We start from the raw sequence: 19,329 nt of genomic DNA, 5'->3' as shown, positions 1-19,329 counted from the left end.
TCAGTCTCCTTTGCTGAAGGCGAAGGTGCGCCCGGTAGCCGTCAGCTTGTGTGTTCTGCCCGTGCTGCGTTGACCGGTCATCAGCCCGTAAAACCTGGGCGTCCAACGGATCGCCAGACCATGAGAGAAAAGAAGAAGGAAGAAGGTGATGGGCAGGGCGACGATGTAAAAGATCGGATAGGGTCCGATATCGAATTTTTGCCAGATCATCCAGCCCGTCATCAGGATCGGATAATGCGCGCAGAAGATCCAGAAGCTGAGGCCGCCTGGAGCGGTAATCAGCGCTCGGCCCAACCGGGTATCCCTGAGCAACCGCGTTAATTCCCAGGCACCTAGGCCGCCGATAACCGTAATCATTCCATAAGCGATATCGAGCCAGAGCGGATGATCGTCAGGTCCGGTCATGAACAGGCAGACGAATACCGCAAGTGCTGCCATCAGCACCGCGGCAACGATCGGCATTGCGAAACGGTCGAGCTTGCGGATATCCGCATTGTGAATGGCCAGCGCCGCCCCCGTGGAAAAGCCCAGAACCACCGACTTCTTCAGGAAAATCAGATTGGGCATTGGCAGCACGACATAGGCGAGCAAGGTTGCGATCGTAATTACCGGATAGCGCTTCACCAGAAGGCCGATCAGTGGTGACAGCAGGATGCAGAGCAGAACATCTCTCAGGAAATAGAGCGGCAGGTTTATCGGCCAATCCTCCGTCGCCAGAGCGAGCGTCACGACCTCCCGCCAGGTCGATTCCAGCACGCTCGGGAAATAGCCGTCTCCCAGGCCTGCCGACTGTGTGACCAGCACAAAAAGAAAGACGACGCCGTTCCAGAGCAGAAACGGGACAAGGATGCTCTTTGCCTTGGAGCGCAGGACCTTTGTGTAATCAAGTCCATCCAGGCCCTTGCGAAACAGCAGCATGCCGGAAATTGCGCTGAGGCAGGGCACGCCGATGCGAAACAGCATGTCGCCTAGAAAAGCGCGCACCCAGTCGAAAGCACCAAATTGGCCGATATAGGCGTCGGACTGCGGATCAAATGGGACATGTACGAAAACAATGCCGACGATCAGCATCAGCCGCGCCATGTTGATGCGCGCGGAGAGGTCCTGGTCGATCTTCACGATTCTGGGTACTCCTAATCTCACTCGTCTGTCTCTGCCCCTTTTGCCCCATGACCATGACGGCCATCCACCTTCACATTATGGGAATGTGCCTCGAAAAATGTGGCAGTGCAGCAAAAAATTTACGTGCGTTGGCAGCAATTGACCCGGAGCACCTGTCCTTAGGAACGCAAAAGATGCCGAAATTCGGGTTTCTTGTTGCGAGGACCCTTTTAAATCAATGGGTTGTAAACATATTCTTCGGCCTATGTTTCTGGGTCGGCTACCAGAAGTTTTTTTTGGGCTTATTTGGCTGCTTGTGCCAATCCAATGCTCACCGCCGGTTGAGAACGGGCGGTGAGGGGAATTCTGCCAAAAATGAGGCCGCAGCGGGCGGGCTGTTTTAATTACTCGGCAGGAGCGACGGTGGCTGCCGCTTTGCGGTTGCGCACCATGTTTTTCAGTCTCCGCAGCAATTCGCCCTCCGTGAACAGCACGAAGACGCCGTAAATAGCTCCGCCGATCGCAGCGCCGATCAACACCTGCAGCACGGGGCTCGGAACCAGATGCCCATAAAAATGCAGCAGGCCACGCACAATGACGGCCATCATCAGCGCCGTCACCATCGGCCGCGTCGAGATATACATGCCTTTGATGAAGGGCATGCTATCGGCGCGAAACACGACCCAGGAATAGCCGAAGAGCACCACGACATTGACGATGCAGAGCGCCATCATTGCGTCGACAAGATTGCCAAAGGCTGCCGCGACAGCGACCGCTGCCGTAGTGACGACGGCGCGGATGACGGCCCACCAGAACAAGGTGTCGCCATGGCCGACGCCCTTTAGATAGGGAATGAAGGTACTGCAGGGCGTCAGGATACCCTTGGATAGAGCCAGAAGCCCCAGCACAGGCCAGGCCCAGGCCCATTGAGGCCCGAACAGAACCAGCATGGCAGGCTCAGCCAGCGCCCACATGCCGAACATCATCGGAGCGAGAAGCACTGTTGTCACCTGGGTGCTGAGCATCAGCGCCTGTGAGCGGCGCTCGCGATCATGCATCATCGTACTGAAGGCGGGGAAAAGCACGCCCATCACGGCGGAAAGCACGACCTGGTTCGGAATGCTGGAGAACCGGTTGGCAGCCGAATAGGCGCCTGCATCCGACAGGCCGAGATAGCGGGAAATCACCACCATCGGTGATTGGAAGGTAATGAAATTAGCGATCTCCGAGCCCATCATGCCGAGGCTGAAACGACCAAGTGCAACGATGCGGCGCGGCTTGAAGGCAAAGCCTGGCACATAGCCGGAAACGTAGTAGAGGCCGCAAAGGCGGATGAGAGACGAGGAAAACAATTGCGCTACAAGCGCCATGACCCCGTAACCCATGAGGGCCATACCGACAGCGATCAGCGCGCCGGCCGATTCGGAAATCATGCTCCACAGCGCGTCCTGGCTGAACTGCATGCGCCGCGCGAGCAGCGCATAGGCGACGTCGCCGGTCAGTTGTAGCGGAATGAGGGCGGCCATGATCCGAACCAGTGGTGCTGCTTCGACCGCGCCCAGCATGGCCGAAATCGGCGCTGCAAACACGTAGAGGAGGCAGGCCATCAGGCAGGAAATGATCAGATTGGCCCAGAAAACCGAGTGGATCGTTTCCGGTTCTTCCCGCTCCTGGATGACCAGAGCTGCCCCGAAACCGGCGCCACCGATCATTGCCAGAAACTGTACCACCGTCAGGGCAACGGCGACCGCGCCAAACTGGTCCGGCGTCAGAATGCGGGCCAAAATCGGGACTGTGACAAATTTAAGCCCGAAAGTGCCTGTCTTGGATATGACGCTCCAGCCGACATTCCGAGTGACCGATTTTGCATTGACGGTTGGCGGCATGGGCAGACATCCTTGGATTTGGGCTCGGATCGGGGCTCGAATTTTGGAGCGTCACGGCGACGAGTCGGTCTAAAGCTTGTGGGAAAGTGCCTGAGTGATGAACCTGAGCGAACGATTTTTGCTTTCAGGGCACATAGTCTGATAGCGCAGGAGCACCGAACAGACAACTGAACCTCTTCTTGAGAAACCACGGGGCAAAAAGATGGCGAAGCTGACAGTGATCATTCCCTTCTATCAGAAGGAAGCTGGAATTTTAAGACGGGCACTCGATTCTGTCTTCCGGCAGACATTCCAGGGTTTCGACATCGTCGTTGTGGATGACGAATCACCGTATTCGATCGATCTGGAACTCGAGCCGCTCGAACCGGAACGGCGCGCCCGCGTTCGGGTGATCAAGCAGAAGAATGGCGGGCCGGGCGGCGCCCGCAATACCGGGCTCGATGCCATTCCAGCCGACAGCGCCTTCGCCGCCTTTCTGGATTCCGACGATGAATGGACGCCGGATCACCTGCAGAACGCCTATGACGCCATGACCCGCTTTGGTGCCGATTGCTATTGGGCCTCGATCCATGGCGGTGATGATTTCTATTATCATTTCGGCATGGCCGAGCTGAAGAAGACAGAGACGGCGATAGAATTGCAGGACAAACCAATGGTGATCGAGCTGCCGGAGATGCCGGTGGTGATGCTGAAAAATTGGAGCTTCCTGCATCTCTCCTGCATGGTGATCGGTCGTCCGCTGTTTGAAAAAATCCGGTTTGAAGCCGAGCTTCGTCTTGCGGCGGAAGACGTGTTGTTCTTCTGCGACTGCGTCCTTGCGGCAAAACGGGTGATTCTTTGCGATGCCGCCGGTGCCGAGCGTGGCGAAGGTATCAATATTTTCCACAGCATCGATTCGAGCTCGCCGACATTTCTCCAGCAGCAGTTGAATACCTGGGTGGCGCTCAACACATTGGAGCGTCGATTCGTCAATAGACCCGAGGCCTTGGCCTATATTCAGCAGTACAAGCAGACGGCCCGTAACAATGCTCTCTGGTGCCAGATGGGCAGGGTCAAGCGGCGGCAAGTTCCGCAGTTTAACGTGCTGTTTCGGTGGTTCCGGCGCGACCCGGGCATCGTTCAGAGCGCTTTGGCCCTTGCAGTTGGCAAATTTTCCCGCTGATATAAGAGGATCATGCAGTGCAGCAACCGCACTGCCAGGTGCTGGATGCCGGGTCGATGCCCGGCATTGCTGTGCTTGCCTCGCCTTAAAGGAACACTCATGCAGCCTTACTATTGGGAATCCGCCCATGGAAATTTCGGTGACGACCTGAACCTCTGGCTTTGGGATTTCCTTCTGCCTGGCTTCCGGGACGTGCATCCGCAGACCCTGCTCGTGGGTGTCGGCACAGTCCTCAACCGTGTGCTTCTGCCGGAAGGGCAGCATAAACTGGTGATCGGCAGTGGCTTTGGCTATGGCAGCTTGCCGGATTTCAGCAGGTCGGAAGAATGGGACATCCGTTGCGTGCGTGGCCCCTTGACCGCCAAGGCAATCGGCGTTGCGCCGGAAAAGGGCATTGTCGACCCTGCCGTTATGCTGGCTGAAATGCCTGAATTCCAGAACCTGCCGAAGCGCTACAAGAAGAGCTTCGTTCCCCATTGGGAATCGGCCGTATCAGGTCTTTGGTCGTCGATCGTCCCGAAAATCGGCCTCACCTATATCGACCCCTGCGGCGAGGCGAAGTCGGTTATTCGCCAGATCCTGCAGTCGGAGATGATCATCGCCGAATCTATGCATGGCGCGATTATCGCCGATGCGCTCAGGGTTCCGTGGGTTGCCGTCAGCACCTCGGTCGCCATCAATAACTTCAAATGGAACGACTGGGCTTCGACCCTCGGCGTGACCTACAAGCCGCTGCATGTGCCACTTTCGACCCGGGCGGAAGCCAAGATGAAGGGCGATCGCTTCTGGGGCATGAGCTTCAAGGGTGACGAACCAGCACCCGAAAACCCCAATGAGCGCCCCGTCGACGAAGCTGTGCTGGCTGAAGCCCGGGCGCCGCAGCAGTCCGGCCTGCGCATGGCGGCAAAACAGGTTCTGGCAGGTCCTGCAATGCTCGGCTTGCTTAAGGCGAGCCGCGCGGAGCCGCAATTGAGCCGCGATGGGATCCTGAGCGAGCGCAAAGCTCAGTTCATGGATGTGATCGAGGGTGTGCGGCGCGATTACGGGATAGTTGGCTGACCATGAGACAGGTTGCGCAGTGTTTACTGCGCGACCTTTCTGGCGGTGCTGCCTAGATGGATGTCATCTCTGATCGGCGTCGGCGATGACAGGCAGCAGGTATCGCAGATGGCCGGCTGTCTGTGGCGAAGGCGGGCGAGGGGCACTGCCAACAAAAGCCTCCTTCTTGTCGGCGGCAATCCCCCCGACAATCGCCGGAATCGCGGCCGGATGGGTCGCGGCATAAGCCAAGGCTGCCATCGGACCGCGGCTATTTTTCAAATCGAGAAAATGACGCAGCTCGTAGCGATCGCGAATGTGTTTTTCGTGCTGGCGCAGCAGCGTCTTTTGCTCCTGGGTCAATAGCCCGGAGGCAAGAAGGGCGCGATCGGCTTCGTAAAGACGCTTTAGATCTTCCGTCCGATGCTTGCCGCTCAGTGAGTCGTGGCGAACGACCGCACCGTAGCCGCAGCTGTGAATGATCTTATAGCGCGCCCTAGCCGCCAGAGCTCGGGCATAAAGATCGTAATCTTCACCCAGCCTTAGCTTTTCATTATATCGCAGCCTATGGCGGTCGAGAAACTCGCGGCGCATGACGGGTTTCAGAAAACCGATCTCACCCCGTTGAGCGCCTCTGCGCGAAATATTGCCGGCGATGAAGTCTTCGAGAGCCAGTAATCTGGCATGACGATGGAAATGCTTGACGTCAGTGCTGACGCGGGCAACGCATTCTTCTTTGACGAAGACGATATTGTCGGCGATGAAATCCCATTGATCTTCCGCCATCATCTGGGTGAACCGGCCTGGCAGGAAGAAATCGTCGGCGTCGAGAATTGCGAGCAGTGGTGCAGTCGACGCGTCGATTGCGCGATTGCGGGCCGCAGCAGGACCCCGGTTTTCATCGAAGCGGATAATGTTGAGGCGGCCGCTGCCGTCGTCAGCCGAAAATGCCTCGGCACCGGTGCCGTCGGTCGACCCATCGTCGACCACCACCACTTCGAAGGTTTCTGCCTCAGCAAGTGCGGAACGGACGGCGCGAGCGATCGTCGCGCCCGCGTTTTTTGCAGCAATGATGACGCATACGGAGGAATTGGTCGTCATTACGGTCTCCCGCACTGTGATCTTACGCGTCTAGAAAGCGTCTGTGATCCAAACAGATGAGGGAGCAAGATTGCCCGGACATTACGTCCTGAACCGAAAAGGCATGGAATGTCTCTCGGGGTTCTAATCGCTCTTGCTCCAAATCAACTGCTAGGGCGAGCCAAATTAGCCCGCACACACCAATGATTGTCGAAACGGGCCGTGTCAACGGCTTTCGCACAATCTTTGCCAGTTGATCTTGGCGGAAAAGCGACCTCGATGGAAGAGGGGATGTTAATGGTTACGAAGCGCGGTGTGACCAGCCTTGCCGAGATTGCGCAAAGTCGCTGCTGATGCAACGCCTTCTACAGCGCCATCCAAAGCCTTACGACGCTTGGTTTCCTTGAAGACGAGATATGCAACAGCGCAAAAATAACCTACTTGTAGTAGAATTGCGGAAAGCACAGTCTTAATGATTGTTCCCGTCAAAGATCCAGACAAGAAATAGGTTGCAACGGCGAATACCACCAGCGCGCCTATCATGCTGAAGAAGACCTTAGGTGCATGCATGTTGTCGAGCCTCCCCCCGATATGTTGACCTTAAGACCGAAATCATCGCCTTCTCCTCAGAGGCAAGATCAATATAGACATCTTACCCGGTTCTTTCAATCTACAGGCTTTCTTGGCCCGCCAATCCTGTTTGCAGGACACGTATACCGGAAGAGGTTTGAAGGACTGTTACGCAAATCAGTCAATTTTTGGCGCAGAGTTAAGGAAATTCTAACCATTTCCTTGGCTTGGCCCGGCTTCTGCGCTCCATAACCTGGCCAGAGTTGCGGCCTCGCTGCTTCGCGGAACTGAGCCGTTTGGAGCCGAAGACCCTACTTGAGCCTTTCCGGGTTCATTAAATTTTTACCTAGTTCGATCACAAATTGTTACAAAATTAGAACATATTCATAAATCTATATGCGGCGCACCATAATGATGCAATGCAATAAGTCTCTCGCGGCACATCAAAGCCGTTCAATTGCATTCATTCTAGATGACGAATTTATGAAATACCGTTTATAATTGAAATACATCAAAAGTATAAAACGTTCCGTGAACGGGAAGGTTAAAGGATTTCGATTGCCAAACACCGAGATCGTGATGTCAAAGTACCACAACGGGACATTCAATACATCGACTGTATTACGTATTCGATACATTACGCAATTGCTATCATTCCAGTGGCCGGAAGGTTTTCTGCAAAGGGGATTGCGAAGGACAAATTATAACCACACACTAAGGCTCAATGACCACGGACGCGTCCCGCCGGGACCCGACCCAATCGCCCACGTAAATGGAGTTACCTCTATGAAGTCAGCGACAAGATCGGCCAGTTCGCCGTTTTTTACGACCGTCACGGCCGGCACTCAGCCGGTTGGTGGCCTCTCAAAGAGGGGTCTGGACATTATCATCGCCAGCCTGGCGTTGATCATCTTCAGCCCTTTCTTCCTCATGATTGCAGCCATGGTAAAGTTCACCGATGGCGGCAGTGTTTTTTACGGCCATCGGCGTATCGGCCATAACGGCCAGCAGTTCTTTTGCCTGAAGTTCCGCACCATGGTGCAGAATGGCGACAAGGTTCTGCAAGATTATCTGCGTGCCAATCCTGAAGCATATGAAGAGTGGCGCACGACCCGCAAGCTGCAGAACGATCCGCGCGTAACCGCGATCGGTTCGGTGCTGCGCAAGCTGAGCCTCGACGAACTGCCGCAGTTGTTCAACATCATCAAGGGTGAGATGAGCATTGTCGGTCCACGTCCTGTCGTCGAAGACGAGCTGGAAATGTACGACAGCAATGCTGCTTTCTATCTGCAGACCCGTCCCGGCCTTACCGGTTTGTGGCAGGTCAGCGGCCGAAACGACGTTTCCTACGAAACACGGGTGGCCATGGACACGCAGTATGTTAAGACATGGTCGCTTGCAAAGGATGTGCTCATTATCATGCGCACCGTTCCTGCAGTGTGCCTGTCTCGCGGCAGCTATTAAGATTGTGATCGGGTGGCTGCTCCCAACGCCGCCCATTTCGCTTCTTATCGGGTCGCACCCTCGTTGAATACGCATAGGATTTGCCATGAAGGCTAACGGATTTGCTGGAAGACTTCGGTCCTTCAAGCGCATGAATACCCTCAGCATCGCAGCGCTCGCGCTGTGTCTGTCGTTTCAGGCTCCTGGTCTGGCTGCAGCCGATGATTACCGTTTGGGTGTGATGGACAAGATCCGGGTGCGGGTAGCGGAATGGCAGACGGCTGAAGGCTCCGTTCGTGACTGGGAAGCCGTGAGCGGCGACTATTCCGTCGGGGCCGCTGGCCAGATTTCGCTTCCTTTCATTGGTGAACTGCCGGCTTCCGGCAAAACGACGTCTGAAGTTGCCGATGAAATCGGCAAAAAGATGCAGCAGCTGTTCGGTCTCAGCGACCGGCCGTCAGCGTCCGTTGAAATTTCCCAGTATCGACCCGTTTACATGGCGGGTGCCATTCAGTCTCCGGGTGAATATCCCTACGCGCCAGGGATGACTGTTTTGAAGGCCTTGAGCATTGCCGGTGGTTTGAAGCGTGCCGACGGTCAGCGCTTTGCTCGCGACTTCCTACAGGCGCAAGGCGATGGTGCCGTGCTGATTTCTCAGCGCAATCGCCTGCTCGTGCGTCGTCAGCGCATCCTGGCGCAGATGAATGAAAAAGAATCGATCGAAATTCCGGAGGAATTGAAGTCGATCCCTGACATCAAGCAGTTGGTGGATTCGGAAGCCGCTCTGATGCATTCACAGACGGCAAAGTTGAGAGTTCAGTTGTCGTCGCTAGCAGACCTCAAGACGCTGCTGTCTGCGGAAATCGAGGCACTTGGTAAAAAGTCGGAAACGCAGACCCGGCAGCTGTCGATGGTTGAAGAAGATCGCGACAAGGTCAACAGCCTCAGCGAGCAAGGTTTGGCGTTGAGTTCGCGCCGCTTGGCTGTCGAGCAGCAGGTTTCCGACCTTCAATCTGCCCTTCTGGACATCGACACCAATACGCTTAAGGCCAAGCAGGACCTGAACAAGGCCCAGCAGGATCAAACCACAACCCGTAATGACTGGGACGCGCAATTGGCCCAGGATCTGCAGGACACTGAAGCGGAGCTGGATCAGATCGCGCTGAAACTGTCGACGAGCCGTGGCCTGATGGCCGAATCGTTGCTGCAGTCTGCCGAAAGCGCCAGCATGAAGAATGGCGATGGCGAGAATAATGTCGCCTATTCAATCGTGCGCGAGAAAGATGGCAAGCCGGCTGAATTGGCTGCCAGCGAAAATACGCCCGTCGTGCCTGGCGACGTTATCAAGGTAACAGTCAAGCTGTCCCAGCCAGCCATGCGGTAAGGCGATGCGGATCGCTAAATCCTCTTTGATCGACCCTGACCACAACGGACTGTATGCGGTCATGGCGGTCGCCTTGTCCTATTTTGTTTTTGCCTATTCTGCCCTGTTCGGGCAGATTTCCATTTTGGCATATTATGGTGTCTGGCTATCGCTGATCGCGGTCAACTATAGGCGCGTGCTTGGTAACTATGGCGTGTATCTCCCTATATTCGCTTTCAGCATTTTGACGATCCTGTCGATCTTCTGGTCGGCGGCGCCGCCAGTGACAATGCGCGCCTCCCTGCAGTATTTCTCGCATATCGTCTGCGCTTTGGTGGCGATGCGGGTCGTTGGCCTGAGATCGTTTCTGCGCGGCTCGATGATCGGGATCTGTGTGGTGCTGATCTATTCGCTGCTGTTTGGGAACTATTTCCTCGATCCACTCGACGGCTCCTTCAGTTTCGTCGGTGCCTTCTCCTCTAAAAACCAGCTCGGCTTCTACGCGTCCCTCGGGCTCTATTTTGCCTTTGCCTCCGTTGTCATCGTCAAGGAACGTGGGCTTGCCATGCCAGCTTCGGCGGGTCTTGCGGTTCTGTCTGCCTACTGTCTGTTTGCCTCGCAATCGGCAACATCGGTCATAACCGTGATGGCGGTAATCGGGGCCTCGATGGTATTGAGAGCCGTCATTTTGCTGTCGCCGCGCCACCGTATCGCGCTTGTGGTCGCCGGCGTCGTGCTTGGCGGGCTTGGCACAGCGGCCTTCGTCTACGCCGGCGGGGTTGATCTCGTTCTCGGCGCTTTTGGCAAGGATTCAACGCTGACCGGGCGCACTTATCTCTGGCAGCAGGGGATTGCCGCAGCCCAGATCAATCCAATTTTCGGCGTTGGGTATCAGGCCTACTGGGTTCAGGGTTTTTCGGAGGCCGAACGGCTCTGGGACGAATTCTATATTCCCACCCGGGCCGGTTTCCATTTCCACAATACCTTCATTGAAACCACCGTGGAAACCGGCATTGTCGGACTGCTGCTGCTGGTCGGCATGCTGGTGACGGCTCTGATCGGCAATCTCAGCCGGCTGCTCGTCAATGTTCGCGATCCGGAGGCGGGTGTGCTGTTCGGCGTGGCGATGCTTTTGGTGGAACGCGCTTTCGTAGAAATCGATATAATCTTCGCCTACCAGATTGGCTCGTTCCTGCTGTATTTCATGCTGGGCAAGCTCGCGCTGCGGCGTCTCGTTGCGGCCCCGCGCCAAAGTGTCGTGCGCTATTACGGCGATGGTGCACCGGGGGCAAGAAGCCTTTAAAGGCCTTTCACACGTCTACTACTGCGCTATTGGGGAGGCGATGCCCCTGCGGCAGGGAGGGGCATCGGCCGTTCTATGTCATGCGGGCTCGTTGGCGATAAACTGACTTTCCAGAAAACGCTTGGCGAGCGACATATCGGCTTGAGTGAGGTTATGACCAGCCGGGAGTGTCTCGTGATCGACCGCATGGCCTGCTTCTCTAAGGGAACCGACCAACCGTGCGGCATTATCGGCCGGAACGATCGGGTCCATTGCCCCTGAGAGAACGAGGACCGGGACGCCATTATGCTCTGTACTTGCATTGTTTGGCGTGACCGGAGCACGAAATGGCGCCATGGCACGTAGAAGAATGGCCCCTGCCAAAGCCTTGCGATGCAGAAGCAGCAGGGCGGCGGCAATATTGGCGCCATTGGAAAAGCCGATGGCGATTGGTGCTGGCAGACCATAGGCGGTGCGAGCGGCATCGATAAAGCCTGCCAGGTCTGCGGCACGAGTTTTCAAGTCGTCTTCATCGAAGACGCCTTCCGCCAGCCTCCGGAAAAACCGAGGCATACCGTGTTCGAGCACTTGTCCGCGCGGTGATAGCAGGGCAGCGCCGGGGGAAAGCGCACTGCCGAGACCGAGCAGGTCGTTCTCATCGCCGCCTGTGCCATGCAACAGCAGCAAGGGTGTGCGCCCCGGTGCCGTTGCGGGTACAAACTGGTGGACGAAGGATAGATTGTGATTCTTGGTCATGATGGTTGCTCCTGTGAGAGCCTCACATCGGGGCGAGGCCAGCCCATCAGGGCAGCGCGGTAAGACGATGCCCATAATGTTTTTCGGACTATTGCTCCGCGACCATCTCGTCGCCGAGATCAGGCAGCATGTCTTCGATCCGGGCGCGGAAGCCTTCGAGGCCCTTGGGCAGTTTCAAGGCCTGGCCCAGACTGTCCTTCGGTTCGTCGACGGCAAAGCCAGGATCAAGCGTTGCGATTTCGAACAGGACGCCGCCGGGAGAGCGGAAATAGATCGAGCGGAAGTAATCCCGATCTTTCTGCTCCGTGGGATGCAGGCCGTGGTTCTTGCGCAGCTTTTCCGCCATTTCGGCCTGCTCCGTATCGTCCTTCGCCTGGAAGGCGACATGATGGACGGAGCCGGCACCTGGCCGTGCGGGCAGGAACTCACCGGCCGCACGCAGGTCGACCACGCCACCGATTTCAATGCCCGGCACTTGGTAACGGGTGATATACCCTTCCGTGGCCGTTTCTTCGAAGCCGAAGACATCGGTCAGAACGGCAGCAGTAGCTTCGATCTTGTCGAGCAACAGCGTGACGCCGTAGAAACCGCGCAGGGCATGTTCTGCGGGAATGCCCGGAACCGTCCATGCTGCTTCCTGCTCTATGCCCTCGATGCCAACGAGCGCCAACCGCATGCCATCGGGATCCTTGAATGGCAGGACAGTCTGGCCGAAGCGCTGCTCAAGCTTGTCGTGCACGACGCCCTGCTCGATGAACCGATGGGTCCAGAAGCCAAGCGATGCCTTGGGTACCCGGTAACTGGTTTCCTGGGTTTCGCCGATGCCAAGACGGCCGGGCGCGACATGTTCCCAAGGGAAGAAGGTCATGATCGTGCCGGGGTTGCCGGCTTCGTCACCAAAATAGAAGTGATAAGTGCCGGGATCGTCGAAATTGACGGTCTTCTTGACGAAGCGCTGGCCGAGAACCCGTGTGTAGAAGTCAAGGTTGCGGCGGGCGGGACCAGCAATTGCCGTAACGTGATGAATACCATTTGCCATCTTCGTTCTCCTGGTTGTTCGGCGGGCGGCGAACCGGCGGCTTCAGTGCCACTTGCGGGTCGTCCGTCGTGAAAGGGGCCGCAGAATTGAACTTTTGTTTCTGATGTCGGAAGGCTGCGGCGCTTTCGATGACCAACAGATAGGCGCTTCCGCATGGTCTTGCAGCTAGTTTTGCTTGCGTAAATGCAAACTTGACTTTGCACATGCAATCCACACAGTGCGATCAGACAAGGTTTGAGGTGGATTATGAGCGGAGCGAAACCATTGGCGTGGGACGATCTGCGGCTTGTGAAGGCTGTGGCGCAAGCGCAGGGCATGGCGGGCGCAGCGGCGGAGCTGGGTATTGACCACTCCACAGTCTTTCGGCGCCTGGGCGCATTGGAAACGGCGCTTGGGGTGACGTTGTTCGAGCGGCGGCGGGCTGGCTATGCGCTGACGTCGACCGGTGAGGAGATGGTTCAAAGCGCCGAGCGTATTGAGGCTGAGGTGGCGCAGTTGGAGCGGCGCCTGCAGGGCCGCGAGATCGCACCCGCTGGCGAAATCAGGGTGACGACCGCCGACAGTCTGCTTGTGCATCTGCTGACGCCGCTGTTTGCCCGCTTTCAAGCCACCTATCCGGACATCCGTCTCGACGTGGTCATAGGCAACACTGCTTTGAACCTGTCACGCCGCGACGCCGATATTGCCATCCGTGCGACGGACAGTCCGCCAGACACGCTGGTCGGGCGCCGCATTGGACTGATCGCCTGGGCGCTCTATGGACGGGGATCCGACTTTGCCGGCCCGTCTGCCATCTCGCTCGAAGATGAAGCGGTCAACTGGGTTGCCCTTGCCGAAGACATGGCGGGGCTGAAAGTGGTGCGGGATGCCCGTGACAGGCTTTCGTCCAGGCAGTTGCGCTACCGCGCGAATTCAGTGCTGGCGCTTGCCGAGGCCATTGAGGCTGGAATCGGTATTGGCCATATGCCGTGCTTCATCGGAGACGTCCGTCCGGCCCTTGTCAGGCTTTCGGCGGCAATCCCGGACTATCAGGCTGGCCTCTGGTTGCTCACCCATCAGGAACTGCGGCATTCCCCACGCATTCGTGTGTTCATGGATTTCATCGCTGCACAATTGGTGCCTCTGCGTCCATTGATCGAAGGCGCATCGGTCTCGCCATCCAGGATTGCCGCAGAGGAATAGGCGGCGTTTAATTTGTCCACAGCCTCTCGCGGATCAATTTCAGTGTGCCTTGCGGCTTTACACTAGGTCAGGCCCGGGAAAGTTTATGGCCTTTAAGCTTGTTGTGCCGTTCCGAAACGAGATCATGCTCTATTCGCTTGCTAAAAAGCCCTGCAGTCAGAATTCGTTAAGATTGTTTGAATAGTGTCCGCGGTGAGAGGGTATCTTGAAACGGTCGTAGAAGGCCGCTAGTAGTTTGTTGCGCCCCCCATCTGCGATGGCAGTCGCACTGAGGACGCGCCAAGGAGTTTGCGAGTGGAGAGTTACCCGTTGAGAAAGATTGTCGCGGTTGTGGTCACTGCGGGTCTTGCCGCATGCGATACTCTACCGGCTGCAGGGCCACTTTCCTCGCAGATCGAAGGGCAGGCAGGAAAATCAAGGCAGGAGTTGAACCGGCCGAATGCGTCCGTGTTCGATACTGTCGACGTCGACCAGCAGACGGCTCGGACCGTCGCTAATTTTTCCAATTCCCTGTTCAGCCGCCGGTTCGGTATCGGTGGGCGTGCTGGCCGTGTCGTCATCGGTATTGGCGACCAGCTGAAGATCAGCATTTTCGAGGCAGGATCGGACGGCTTGTTTTCGACCTCACAGTCGAAGCAGACGACGATCGATGTCGTGGTGCAGCCGGACGGAACCGGTACCATTCCCTATGTCGGGCCGATTACGCTGGCCGGCAAGACTCAGGAAGAAGCACGCAAGGCGATTCTCGCCAAACTCGTCAACAAGGCAGTCGAGCCTGACGTGTTGGTTACGGCGGCTGGAACCGCATCGCGTTCGGTCACGGTGTCGGGGGCGGTCGGAAAACCGTCGAACGTCGAGTTGACCTTGGCAGGCGACAGGATCACTGAGGTTATCGCGCGGGCCGGTGGCCCTGCCAGCGAACCCTACGAATCCTACGTGACGCTGGTGCGTGGCACCAAGACTGCCAGCATCCTATTGAAGTCGCTGATCGAAAATCCGCGCGAAAACATCTATGTCGAGCCGCGTGACCAGATTTACGTGACGCATGATCCCCGCACCTTCACGATCCTCGGACAGGTCGAGAAGAACAATCGTGTGCCCTTTGGTGCCAGTGATCTCAACCTGCTCGAAGCCATTGCGCTTGCAGGCGGCGGATCTGACAACCAGGGCGATGCGGAAGGCTATTTCGTGTTCCGCTATGAAGAGCCTGAAATCGTCATGGACGTCCTCGGCGCCAAGCGGTTCCACGAACTGCAATCGAAGGGCCTGGTTGCCAACAAGGATGGGCGCTATCCGATCGTCTATCGCTTCAATATGCACTCACCGGACAGCCTGCTTGTCGGCCAAAGCTTCCCGATCAAGAATCGCGATGTGATCTACGCGGCACGCCACCCGACAGTTGATTTCCTGAAGTTTATGCAGTTGATCGCAACGCCTGTCGGCACTGCCTCCGGCGTCCGCGCCGTCGCCAACTGATAGGTTGGAAATTCTGACCGGGTAAGACGCCATGTCTGCCCGGTCGGTTTTCCCGATCAAATGAGCATTCCCGTTATCATAGGTGTATGAAATCAGCGTCCGTAGAGCTTGAGGAAGGCTCGGGCCGCGGTCTCGGCCGCTGCAAGGATGTCTGAATCGGCTGGCTGATCAAGCAAACCCCAGAGGCAGCGTTCGTAAAGCCCTGCTTCGGCCAGCACCTTGAATTGAAGGGCTGCCAGGGAGATATCCTCTATCTCAAGCAGTTTTCGTTCAACCAGATGCGAAATTTTCTGTTCGATCTGTTCCAGCGTCACGCGCGGCCCGTTCTCGTAAAATATGCCGCCCAGTTCACGGAAACGCGGCGCTTCTGATATCACCAGACGGTTGATCGCCAGCACTTCCGGCGATAGCAGAAGCCGCAGATAGGCGCGCGCATAGCTGGCCAGCGCGGCTTGTGCTGTGTCGCCGTGCTCGTTGGCGTCGGCAAGGGCGGCGAAGGGCTCTCGTCCCGCTTCAATCACATAGGCCTCAAACAGCGCTTCCTTTGTCGGGAAGTGATTGTAAAGCGTTGATTTTGAGCCGCCTACAGAGGCCGCGATCTGTGCCATGTTGACTGCGCCAAAACCATGCTCTCGAAACAGATCTCCGGCAATCTTCAGGATCTGGCGTCTTTTGGTCTCGCTCTTCGTGCGCATCGGCTCTCTGCTGCAAAAATGCTGGCGCAACCCGTCAGCAACGAGCGGGATACACGCGCTTTTTAACCTGCTTTTTGCTGGAGAACCACGTTAAAATGTCGGGGATTTAGCCGGTTTTTCGGTGAGTCATCCGGCGCTGCATAGTTCGGAGAACCGGAGGTCCAGGCGGGCGGCTACCTCATTCCTCGCGCTCGAGCGTCACGACCAGCAGATCGCATCCTGTAGTATCCGATGGCACTGAAGCTGTGAACGGCCAAGGCTCGCCTGGCTCCAGGATGACGGTATCAAAGCGGTGGAGCGACAAAGGCTGGTCTTTGTCGACAACAGTGACGTCCTGATTGAAAACTACCAAGGTAATCGCCGCTTCACTTCGCGTCGCGAGCGCGAAGTGCTGCTGACGGCACATCTCGTGGCGGAACCGGCCACGCCTAGTCATGATGTTGAGATCGATGGTCTTAGCAGCGAGATTACGACTGGAAATCACCCAATCGCCAGGAAAGGCAAAGGGTTGGCCGGTTTTCGTCAGCATCTCGCTTTTCCCGTCGGGGAGGGAGAGCGCCATGCCTTCTCCGTCGAGAAGCGCAATGCTGCGATCAAGGCCGGGAAACAGCGAGAAGGGACCGTCCGCGCCGACATGGGCGATGGACAGCCGCCAATCGAAATCCTCCATGCCGCTTTCAAGCGGAAAGATCGCGATTTCCTCGGTCATGCCCTGGCCGTTCTTCCAGGGCATGCGGCGATAGGTTTCCCGGCGCAGGATCTGCATGTCAGTTGCCGAGAATGCCGGGCAGACGCAGGCCTTTTTCGCGGGCGCAGTCGAGCGCGATGTCATAGCCGGCATCGGCATGACGCATCACACCAGTGGCCGGATCATTCCACAGTACCCGCTCCAGCCGCCGGGCTGCATCATCCGTACCATCAGCGCAGATGACCATGCCCGAGTGCTGGCTAAAGCCCATGCCGACCCCGCCGCCGTGATGCAGCGACACCCAGGTGGCACCGGAGGCGCAATTGAGCAGCGCGTTCAAGAGCGGCCAGTCGGAGACGGCGTCAGACCCGTCCTTCATGGCTTCTGTTTCGCGATTGGGCGATGCGACAGAGCCGCTATCGAGATGGTCCCGACCGATGACGACAGGGGCCTTCAACTCGCCACTGCGCACCATTTCATTGAAGGCGAGGCCAAGCTTGTGGCGGTCGCCGAGCCCGACCCAGCAGATGCGTGCCGGCAGGCCCTGGAAGGCAATCCGTTCGCGGGCCATGTCCAGCCAATTGTGCAGGTGCGTGTTGTCGGGCAGCAGTTCCTTCACCTTGGCATCGGTCTTGTAGATGTCTTCGGGATCGCCAGACAGGGCCGCCCAGCGAAACGGACCAATGCCACGGCAAAACAGTGGCCGGATATAGGCCGGAACGAAGCCCGGGAAGGAAAAGGCGTTTTCCAGCCCTTCCTCCTGGGCAACCTGGCGGATGTTGTTGCCGTAATCCAGCGTGGGCACGCCCTGGTTCCAGAAATCCACCATGGCTGCGACATGCACTTTCATCGAGGCGCGGGCGGCCTTTTCCACTGCCTTCGGGTCGCTTTCCTGTTTCGCGCGCCATTCGGCAACCGTCCAGCCGGACGGCAGATAGCCATGGATCGGATCATGGGCGGAGGTCTGGTCGGTGACGATGTCAGGTTTTACGCCGCGGCGAACGAGTTCCGGGAAGATGTCGGCGGCATTGCCGACGAGGCCAACGGATTTCGCTTCGCCCGCCTTGGTCCATTGGTCGATCATGCCGAGCGCCTCGTCGAGCGTGTGCGCCTTGGCATCCACATAGCGGGTGCGCAGCCGGAAATCGATGCGGGTCTCGTCGCATTCCACGGCGAGGCAGCAGGCGCCGGCCATGACGGCGGCAAGCGGCTGGGCGCCGCCCATGCCGCCAAGCCCGCCGGTCAGGATCCACTTGCCCTTGAGATTGCCGCCGTAATGCTGGCGGCCAGCCTCTACGAAGGTTTCATAGGTGCCCTGCACGATGCCCTGCGTGCCGATATAGATCCAGGAGCCCGCGGTCATCTGGCCATACATGGCCAGGCCCTTTTTATCCAACTCGTTGAAATGGTCCCAAGTGGCCCAATGCGGCACAAGGTTGGAATTGGCGATCAAGACGCGCGGCGCATCCTTGTGGGTGCGGAACACGCCAACGGGCTTGCCGGATTGGACGATGAGGGTTTCTTCCTCGGTCAGCGTCTTCAGCGTCGCGACGATCCGGTCAAAGTCCTCCCAGGTGCGGGCAGCGCGGCCAATACCGCCATAGACCACCAGTTCATGCGGACGCTCGGCTACATCGGGGTCGAGATTGTTCATCAGCATTCTAAGCGGCGCTTCGGTCATCCAGCTCTTGGCGGAAAGCTCGGTGCCGGTGGCGGCGCGCACGTCGCGAATATTGTGGCGTGGATTGGTCATGCCGGTTTGCTCCCGTCCTTGAGTTGAAAAGCGATCGTTTCGATTTTTTGCAGAATGGTTTTCAGATTTGCCCGCAGGCGGTCTGCCTTGGCGGGGTCATAGGCAAAGGGCGGCGCTTCCTCGGCCAGATGCGTGGCCTGTGCCAGTTCCATCTGGATGGCGTGGACGCCGGTTTCCGGTCTGCCGTAATGGCGGGTGGTCCAGCCGCCTTTGAAGCGGCCGTTGAGCACGGATGTATAGCCGGCAGCCGAAGCCGCCACATCCACGGCCGCTGCTTCGATGGCAGGGACGCAGGTGCGTCCGCCATCCGTACCGATGTTGAAATCCGGCAAGCGCCCTTCGAACAGGAAGGGGATATGGCAGCGGATCGAATGGCAATCATACAGGACCGCCACGCCATGCAGTGCCTTCACGCGGGCGACTTCGGCTGCCAGAGCGGCATGATAGGGGGCGTGGAAGGTTGCGAGCCGTTCGGCGATATCGCTTTCCGATGGCGCCTGACCTTCGTTCCAGATCGGCTTGCCGTCGAAATCGGTATCTGGAATGAGACCCGTGGTGTTCTGGCCCGGATAGAGGCTGACGCCCGCCGGATCCCGGTTGGCATCGATCACGTAGCGATGGAAGGTGGCGCGCACCACAGTGACGTTATCGAGCAGGCCGCCATAAAGATTATGGATGTGCCAATCGGTATCGGCCAGCAGGCGGCCATTGTCGTTGAGGCGCGACCAGATTTCGGGCGGAACGTCCGTCCCAGTATGCGGAAAGGCGAGGATGACGGGCGAGGTGCCCTGAGTGATTTCAAATGGCTGCATCGC

General features: G+C 57.6%; 17 protein-coding genes. 7 read left to right on the top strand and 10 right to left on the bottom strand.

Going from position 1 to position 19,329, the window contains the following annotated elements; all coding sequences use genetic code 11:
• On the bottom strand, positions 1–1,119 hold the full coding sequence (locus BJF91_RS00985; protein WP_208610928.1) for an acyltransferase family protein: 1,119 nt from the start codon (positions 1,117–1,119) through the stop codon (positions 1–3).
• Between the two features lie 386 nt (positions 1,120–1,505).
• Positions 1,506–2,987: a lipopolysaccharide biosynthesis protein gene (locus BJF91_RS00975; protein ID WP_075612620.1), complete on the bottom strand. Its 1,482-nt coding sequence runs from the start codon at positions 2,985–2,987 to the stop codon at positions 1,506–1,508.
• 202 nt (positions 2,988–3,189) lie between these two features.
• On the opposite strand from BJF91_RS00975, the gene BJF91_RS00970 reads away from it, so the two are divergent.
• Together BJF91_RS00970 and BJF91_RS00965 are read left to right on the top strand one after the other, a co-directional pair.
• Positions 3,190–4,149 (top strand): glycosyltransferase family 2 protein, encoded by a 960-nt coding sequence (locus BJF91_RS00970; RefSeq protein WP_075612619.1) that lies wholly within the window; start codon positions 3,190–3,192, stop codon positions 4,147–4,149.
• Positions 4,150–4,248: 99 nt separating this feature from the next.
• Positions 4,249–5,208 carry a polysaccharide pyruvyl transferase family protein gene (locus BJF91_RS00965; RefSeq protein ID WP_075612618.1) on the top strand — a complete coding sequence of 320 codons (960 nt, stop codon included), beginning with the start codon at positions 4,249–4,251 and terminating at the stop codon, positions 5,206–5,208.
• Positions 5,209–5,271: 63 nt separating this feature from the next.
• On the opposite strand, the gene BJF91_RS00960 is transcribed toward BJF91_RS00965, so the two are convergent.
• Together BJF91_RS00960 and BJF91_RS00955 are read right to left on the bottom strand one after the other, a co-directional pair.
• The gene (locus BJF91_RS00960; RefSeq protein ID WP_075612617.1) at positions 5,272–6,288 is read right to left on the bottom strand and encodes a glycosyltransferase family 2 protein; all 1,017 of its coding nucleotides are present in this window, start codon (positions 6,286–6,288) and stop codon (positions 5,272–5,274) included.
• Positions 6,289–6,561: 273 nt separating this feature from the next.
• The gene (locus BJF91_RS00955) at positions 6,562–6,837 is read right to left on the bottom strand and encodes an exopolysaccharide production repressor protein (RefSeq protein WP_083943027.1); all 276 of its coding nucleotides are present in this window, start codon (positions 6,835–6,837) and stop codon (positions 6,562–6,564) included.
• Between the two features lie 786 nt (positions 6,838–7,623).
• Here BJF91_RS00955 and BJF91_RS00950 point away from each other — a divergent pair.
• From BJF91_RS00950 to BJF91_RS00940, 3 genes are all read left to right on the top strand, one after another.
• Positions 7,624–8,301: a sugar transferase gene (locus BJF91_RS00950; RefSeq protein ID WP_075612616.1), complete on the top strand. Its 678-nt coding sequence runs from the start codon at positions 7,624–7,626 to the stop codon at positions 8,299–8,301.
• Between the two features lie 85 nt (positions 8,302–8,386).
• Positions 8,387–9,664 carry a polysaccharide biosynthesis/export family protein gene (locus tag BJF91_RS00945; protein WP_075612615.1) on the top strand — a complete coding sequence of 426 codons (1,278 nt, stop codon included), beginning with the start codon at positions 8,387–8,389 and terminating at the stop codon, positions 9,662–9,664.
• A gap of 4 nt (positions 9,665–9,668) precedes the next feature.
• On the top strand, positions 9,669–10,946 hold the full coding sequence (locus BJF91_RS00940; protein ID WP_075612614.1) for an O-antigen ligase family protein: 1,278 nt from the start codon (positions 9,669–9,671) through the stop codon (positions 10,944–10,946).
• A 78-nt stretch (positions 10,947–11,024) separates the two neighbouring features.
• Here the strand turns inward: BJF91_RS00940 and BJF91_RS00935 are convergent, their stop codons facing one another.
• Positions 11,025–11,681, bottom strand: coding sequence for an alpha/beta hydrolase (locus BJF91_RS00935; RefSeq protein WP_075612613.1), 657 nt, complete (start codon positions 11,679–11,681; stop codon positions 11,025–11,027).
• 88 nt (positions 11,682–11,769) lie between these two features.
• A complete protein-coding gene (locus BJF91_RS00930; RefSeq protein ID WP_075612612.1) occupies positions 11,770–12,720 on the bottom strand; it encodes a ring-cleaving dioxygenase in 951 nt (316 codons plus the stop codon).
• 246 nt (positions 12,721–12,966) lie between these two features.
• Between BJF91_RS00930 and BJF91_RS00925 the strand changes: the two genes are divergently transcribed.
• Positions 12,967–13,902, top strand: a complete 936-nt coding sequence (locus BJF91_RS00925) for a LysR family transcriptional regulator (RefSeq protein WP_075612611.1) — start codon at positions 12,967–12,969, stop codon at positions 13,900–13,902.
• A gap of 309 nt (positions 13,903–14,211) precedes the next feature.
• Positions 14,212–15,378, top strand: coding sequence for a polysaccharide biosynthesis/export family protein (locus tag BJF91_RS00920; RefSeq protein ID WP_075612610.1), 1,167 nt, complete (start codon positions 14,212–14,214; stop codon positions 15,376–15,378).
• 92 nt (positions 15,379–15,470) lie between these two features.
• Here BJF91_RS00920 and BJF91_RS00915 read toward each other — a convergent pair whose 3' ends face one another.
• From BJF91_RS00915 to hutG, 4 genes are all read right to left on the bottom strand, one after another.
• Complete coding sequence (locus tag BJF91_RS00915) at positions 15,471–16,073, bottom strand: TetR/AcrR family transcriptional regulator (RefSeq protein WP_075612609.1); 603 nt, start codon at positions 16,071–16,073, stop codon at positions 15,471–15,473.
• A gap of 178 nt (positions 16,074–16,251) precedes the next feature.
• Positions 16,252–16,839: a HutD/Ves family protein gene (locus tag BJF91_RS00910; protein WP_075612608.1), complete on the bottom strand. Its 588-nt coding sequence runs from the start codon at positions 16,837–16,839 to the stop codon at positions 16,252–16,254.
• Between the two features lies 1 nt (position 16,840).
• Positions 16,841–18,514, bottom strand: a complete 1,674-nt coding sequence (gene hutU / locus BJF91_RS00905) for a urocanate hydratase (protein WP_075612607.1) — start codon at positions 18,512–18,514, stop codon at positions 16,841–16,843.
• Complete coding sequence (gene hutG / locus BJF91_RS00900) at positions 18,511–19,326, bottom strand: N-formylglutamate deformylase (RefSeq protein WP_075612606.1); 816 nt, start codon at positions 19,324–19,326, stop codon at positions 18,511–18,513. The genes hutU and hutG overlap by 4 nt, the downstream gene beginning before the upstream one ends.
• Positions 19,327–19,329 lie beyond the last annotated feature (3 nt).

This window comes from Gillisella taibaishanensis, from assembly GCF_001938985.1.
Taxonomy (GTDB): Bacteria; Pseudomonadota; Alphaproteobacteria; order Rhizobiales; family Rhizobiaceae; genus Allorhizobium; species Allorhizobium taibaishanense.
The sequence above is the reverse complement of the archived record's forward strand: the minus strand, read 5'-3'. Positions and strand labels throughout refer to the sequence as shown.

Excerpts from the sequence above, each read along its gene's own strand:
- BJF91_RS00975 (WP_075612620.1), bottom strand. The coding sequence starts at position 2,987 with ATGCCGCCAACCGTCAATGCAAAATCGGTCACTCGGAATGTCGGCTGG.
- BJF91_RS00970 (WP_075612619.1), top strand. The coding sequence starts at position 3,190 with ATGGCGAAGCTGACAGTGATCATTCCCTTCTATCAGAAGGAAGCTGGA.
- BJF91_RS00965 (WP_075612618.1), top strand. The coding sequence starts at position 4,249 with ATGCAGCCTTACTATTGGGAATCCGCCCATGGAAATTTCGGTGACGAC.
- BJF91_RS00960 (WP_075612617.1), bottom strand. The coding sequence starts at position 6,288 with ATGACGACCAATTCCTCCGTATGCGTCATCATTGCTGCAAAAAACGCG.
- BJF91_RS00955 (WP_083943027.1), bottom strand. The coding sequence starts at position 6,837 with ATGCATGCACCTAAGGTCTTCTTCAGCATGATAGGCGCGCTGGTGGTA.
- BJF91_RS00950 (WP_075612616.1), top strand. The coding sequence starts at position 7,624 with ATGAAGTCAGCGACAAGATCGGCCAGTTCGCCGTTTTTTACGACCGTC.
- BJF91_RS00945 (WP_075612615.1), top strand. The coding sequence starts at position 8,387 with ATGAAGGCTAACGGATTTGCTGGAAGACTTCGGTCCTTCAAGCGCATG.
- BJF91_RS00940 (WP_075612614.1), top strand. The coding sequence starts at position 9,669 with ATGCGGATCGCTAAATCCTCTTTGATCGACCCTGACCACAACGGACTG.
- BJF91_RS00935 (WP_075612613.1), bottom strand. The coding sequence starts at position 11,681 with ATGACCAAGAATCACAATCTATCCTTCGTCCACCAGTTTGTACCCGCA.
- BJF91_RS00930 (WP_075612612.1), bottom strand. The coding sequence starts at position 12,720 with ATGGCAAATGGTATTCATCACGTTACGGCAATTGCTGGTCCCGCCCGC.
- BJF91_RS00925 (WP_075612611.1), top strand. The coding sequence starts at position 12,967 with ATGAGCGGAGCGAAACCATTGGCGTGGGACGATCTGCGGCTTGTGAAG.
- BJF91_RS00915 (WP_075612609.1), bottom strand. The coding sequence starts at position 16,073 with ATGCGCACGAAGAGCGAGACCAAAAGACGCCAGATCCTGAAGATTGCC.
- BJF91_RS00910 (WP_075612608.1), bottom strand. The coding sequence starts at position 16,839 with ATGCAGATCCTGCGCCGGGAAACCTATCGCCGCATGCCCTGGAAGAAC.
- hutU (WP_075612607.1), bottom strand. The coding sequence starts at position 18,514 with ATGACCAATCCACGCCACAATATTCGCGACGTGCGCGCCGCCACCGGC.
- hutG (WP_075612606.1), bottom strand. The coding sequence starts at position 19,326 with ATGCAGCCATTTGAAATCACTCAGGGCACCTCGCCCGTCATCCTCGCC.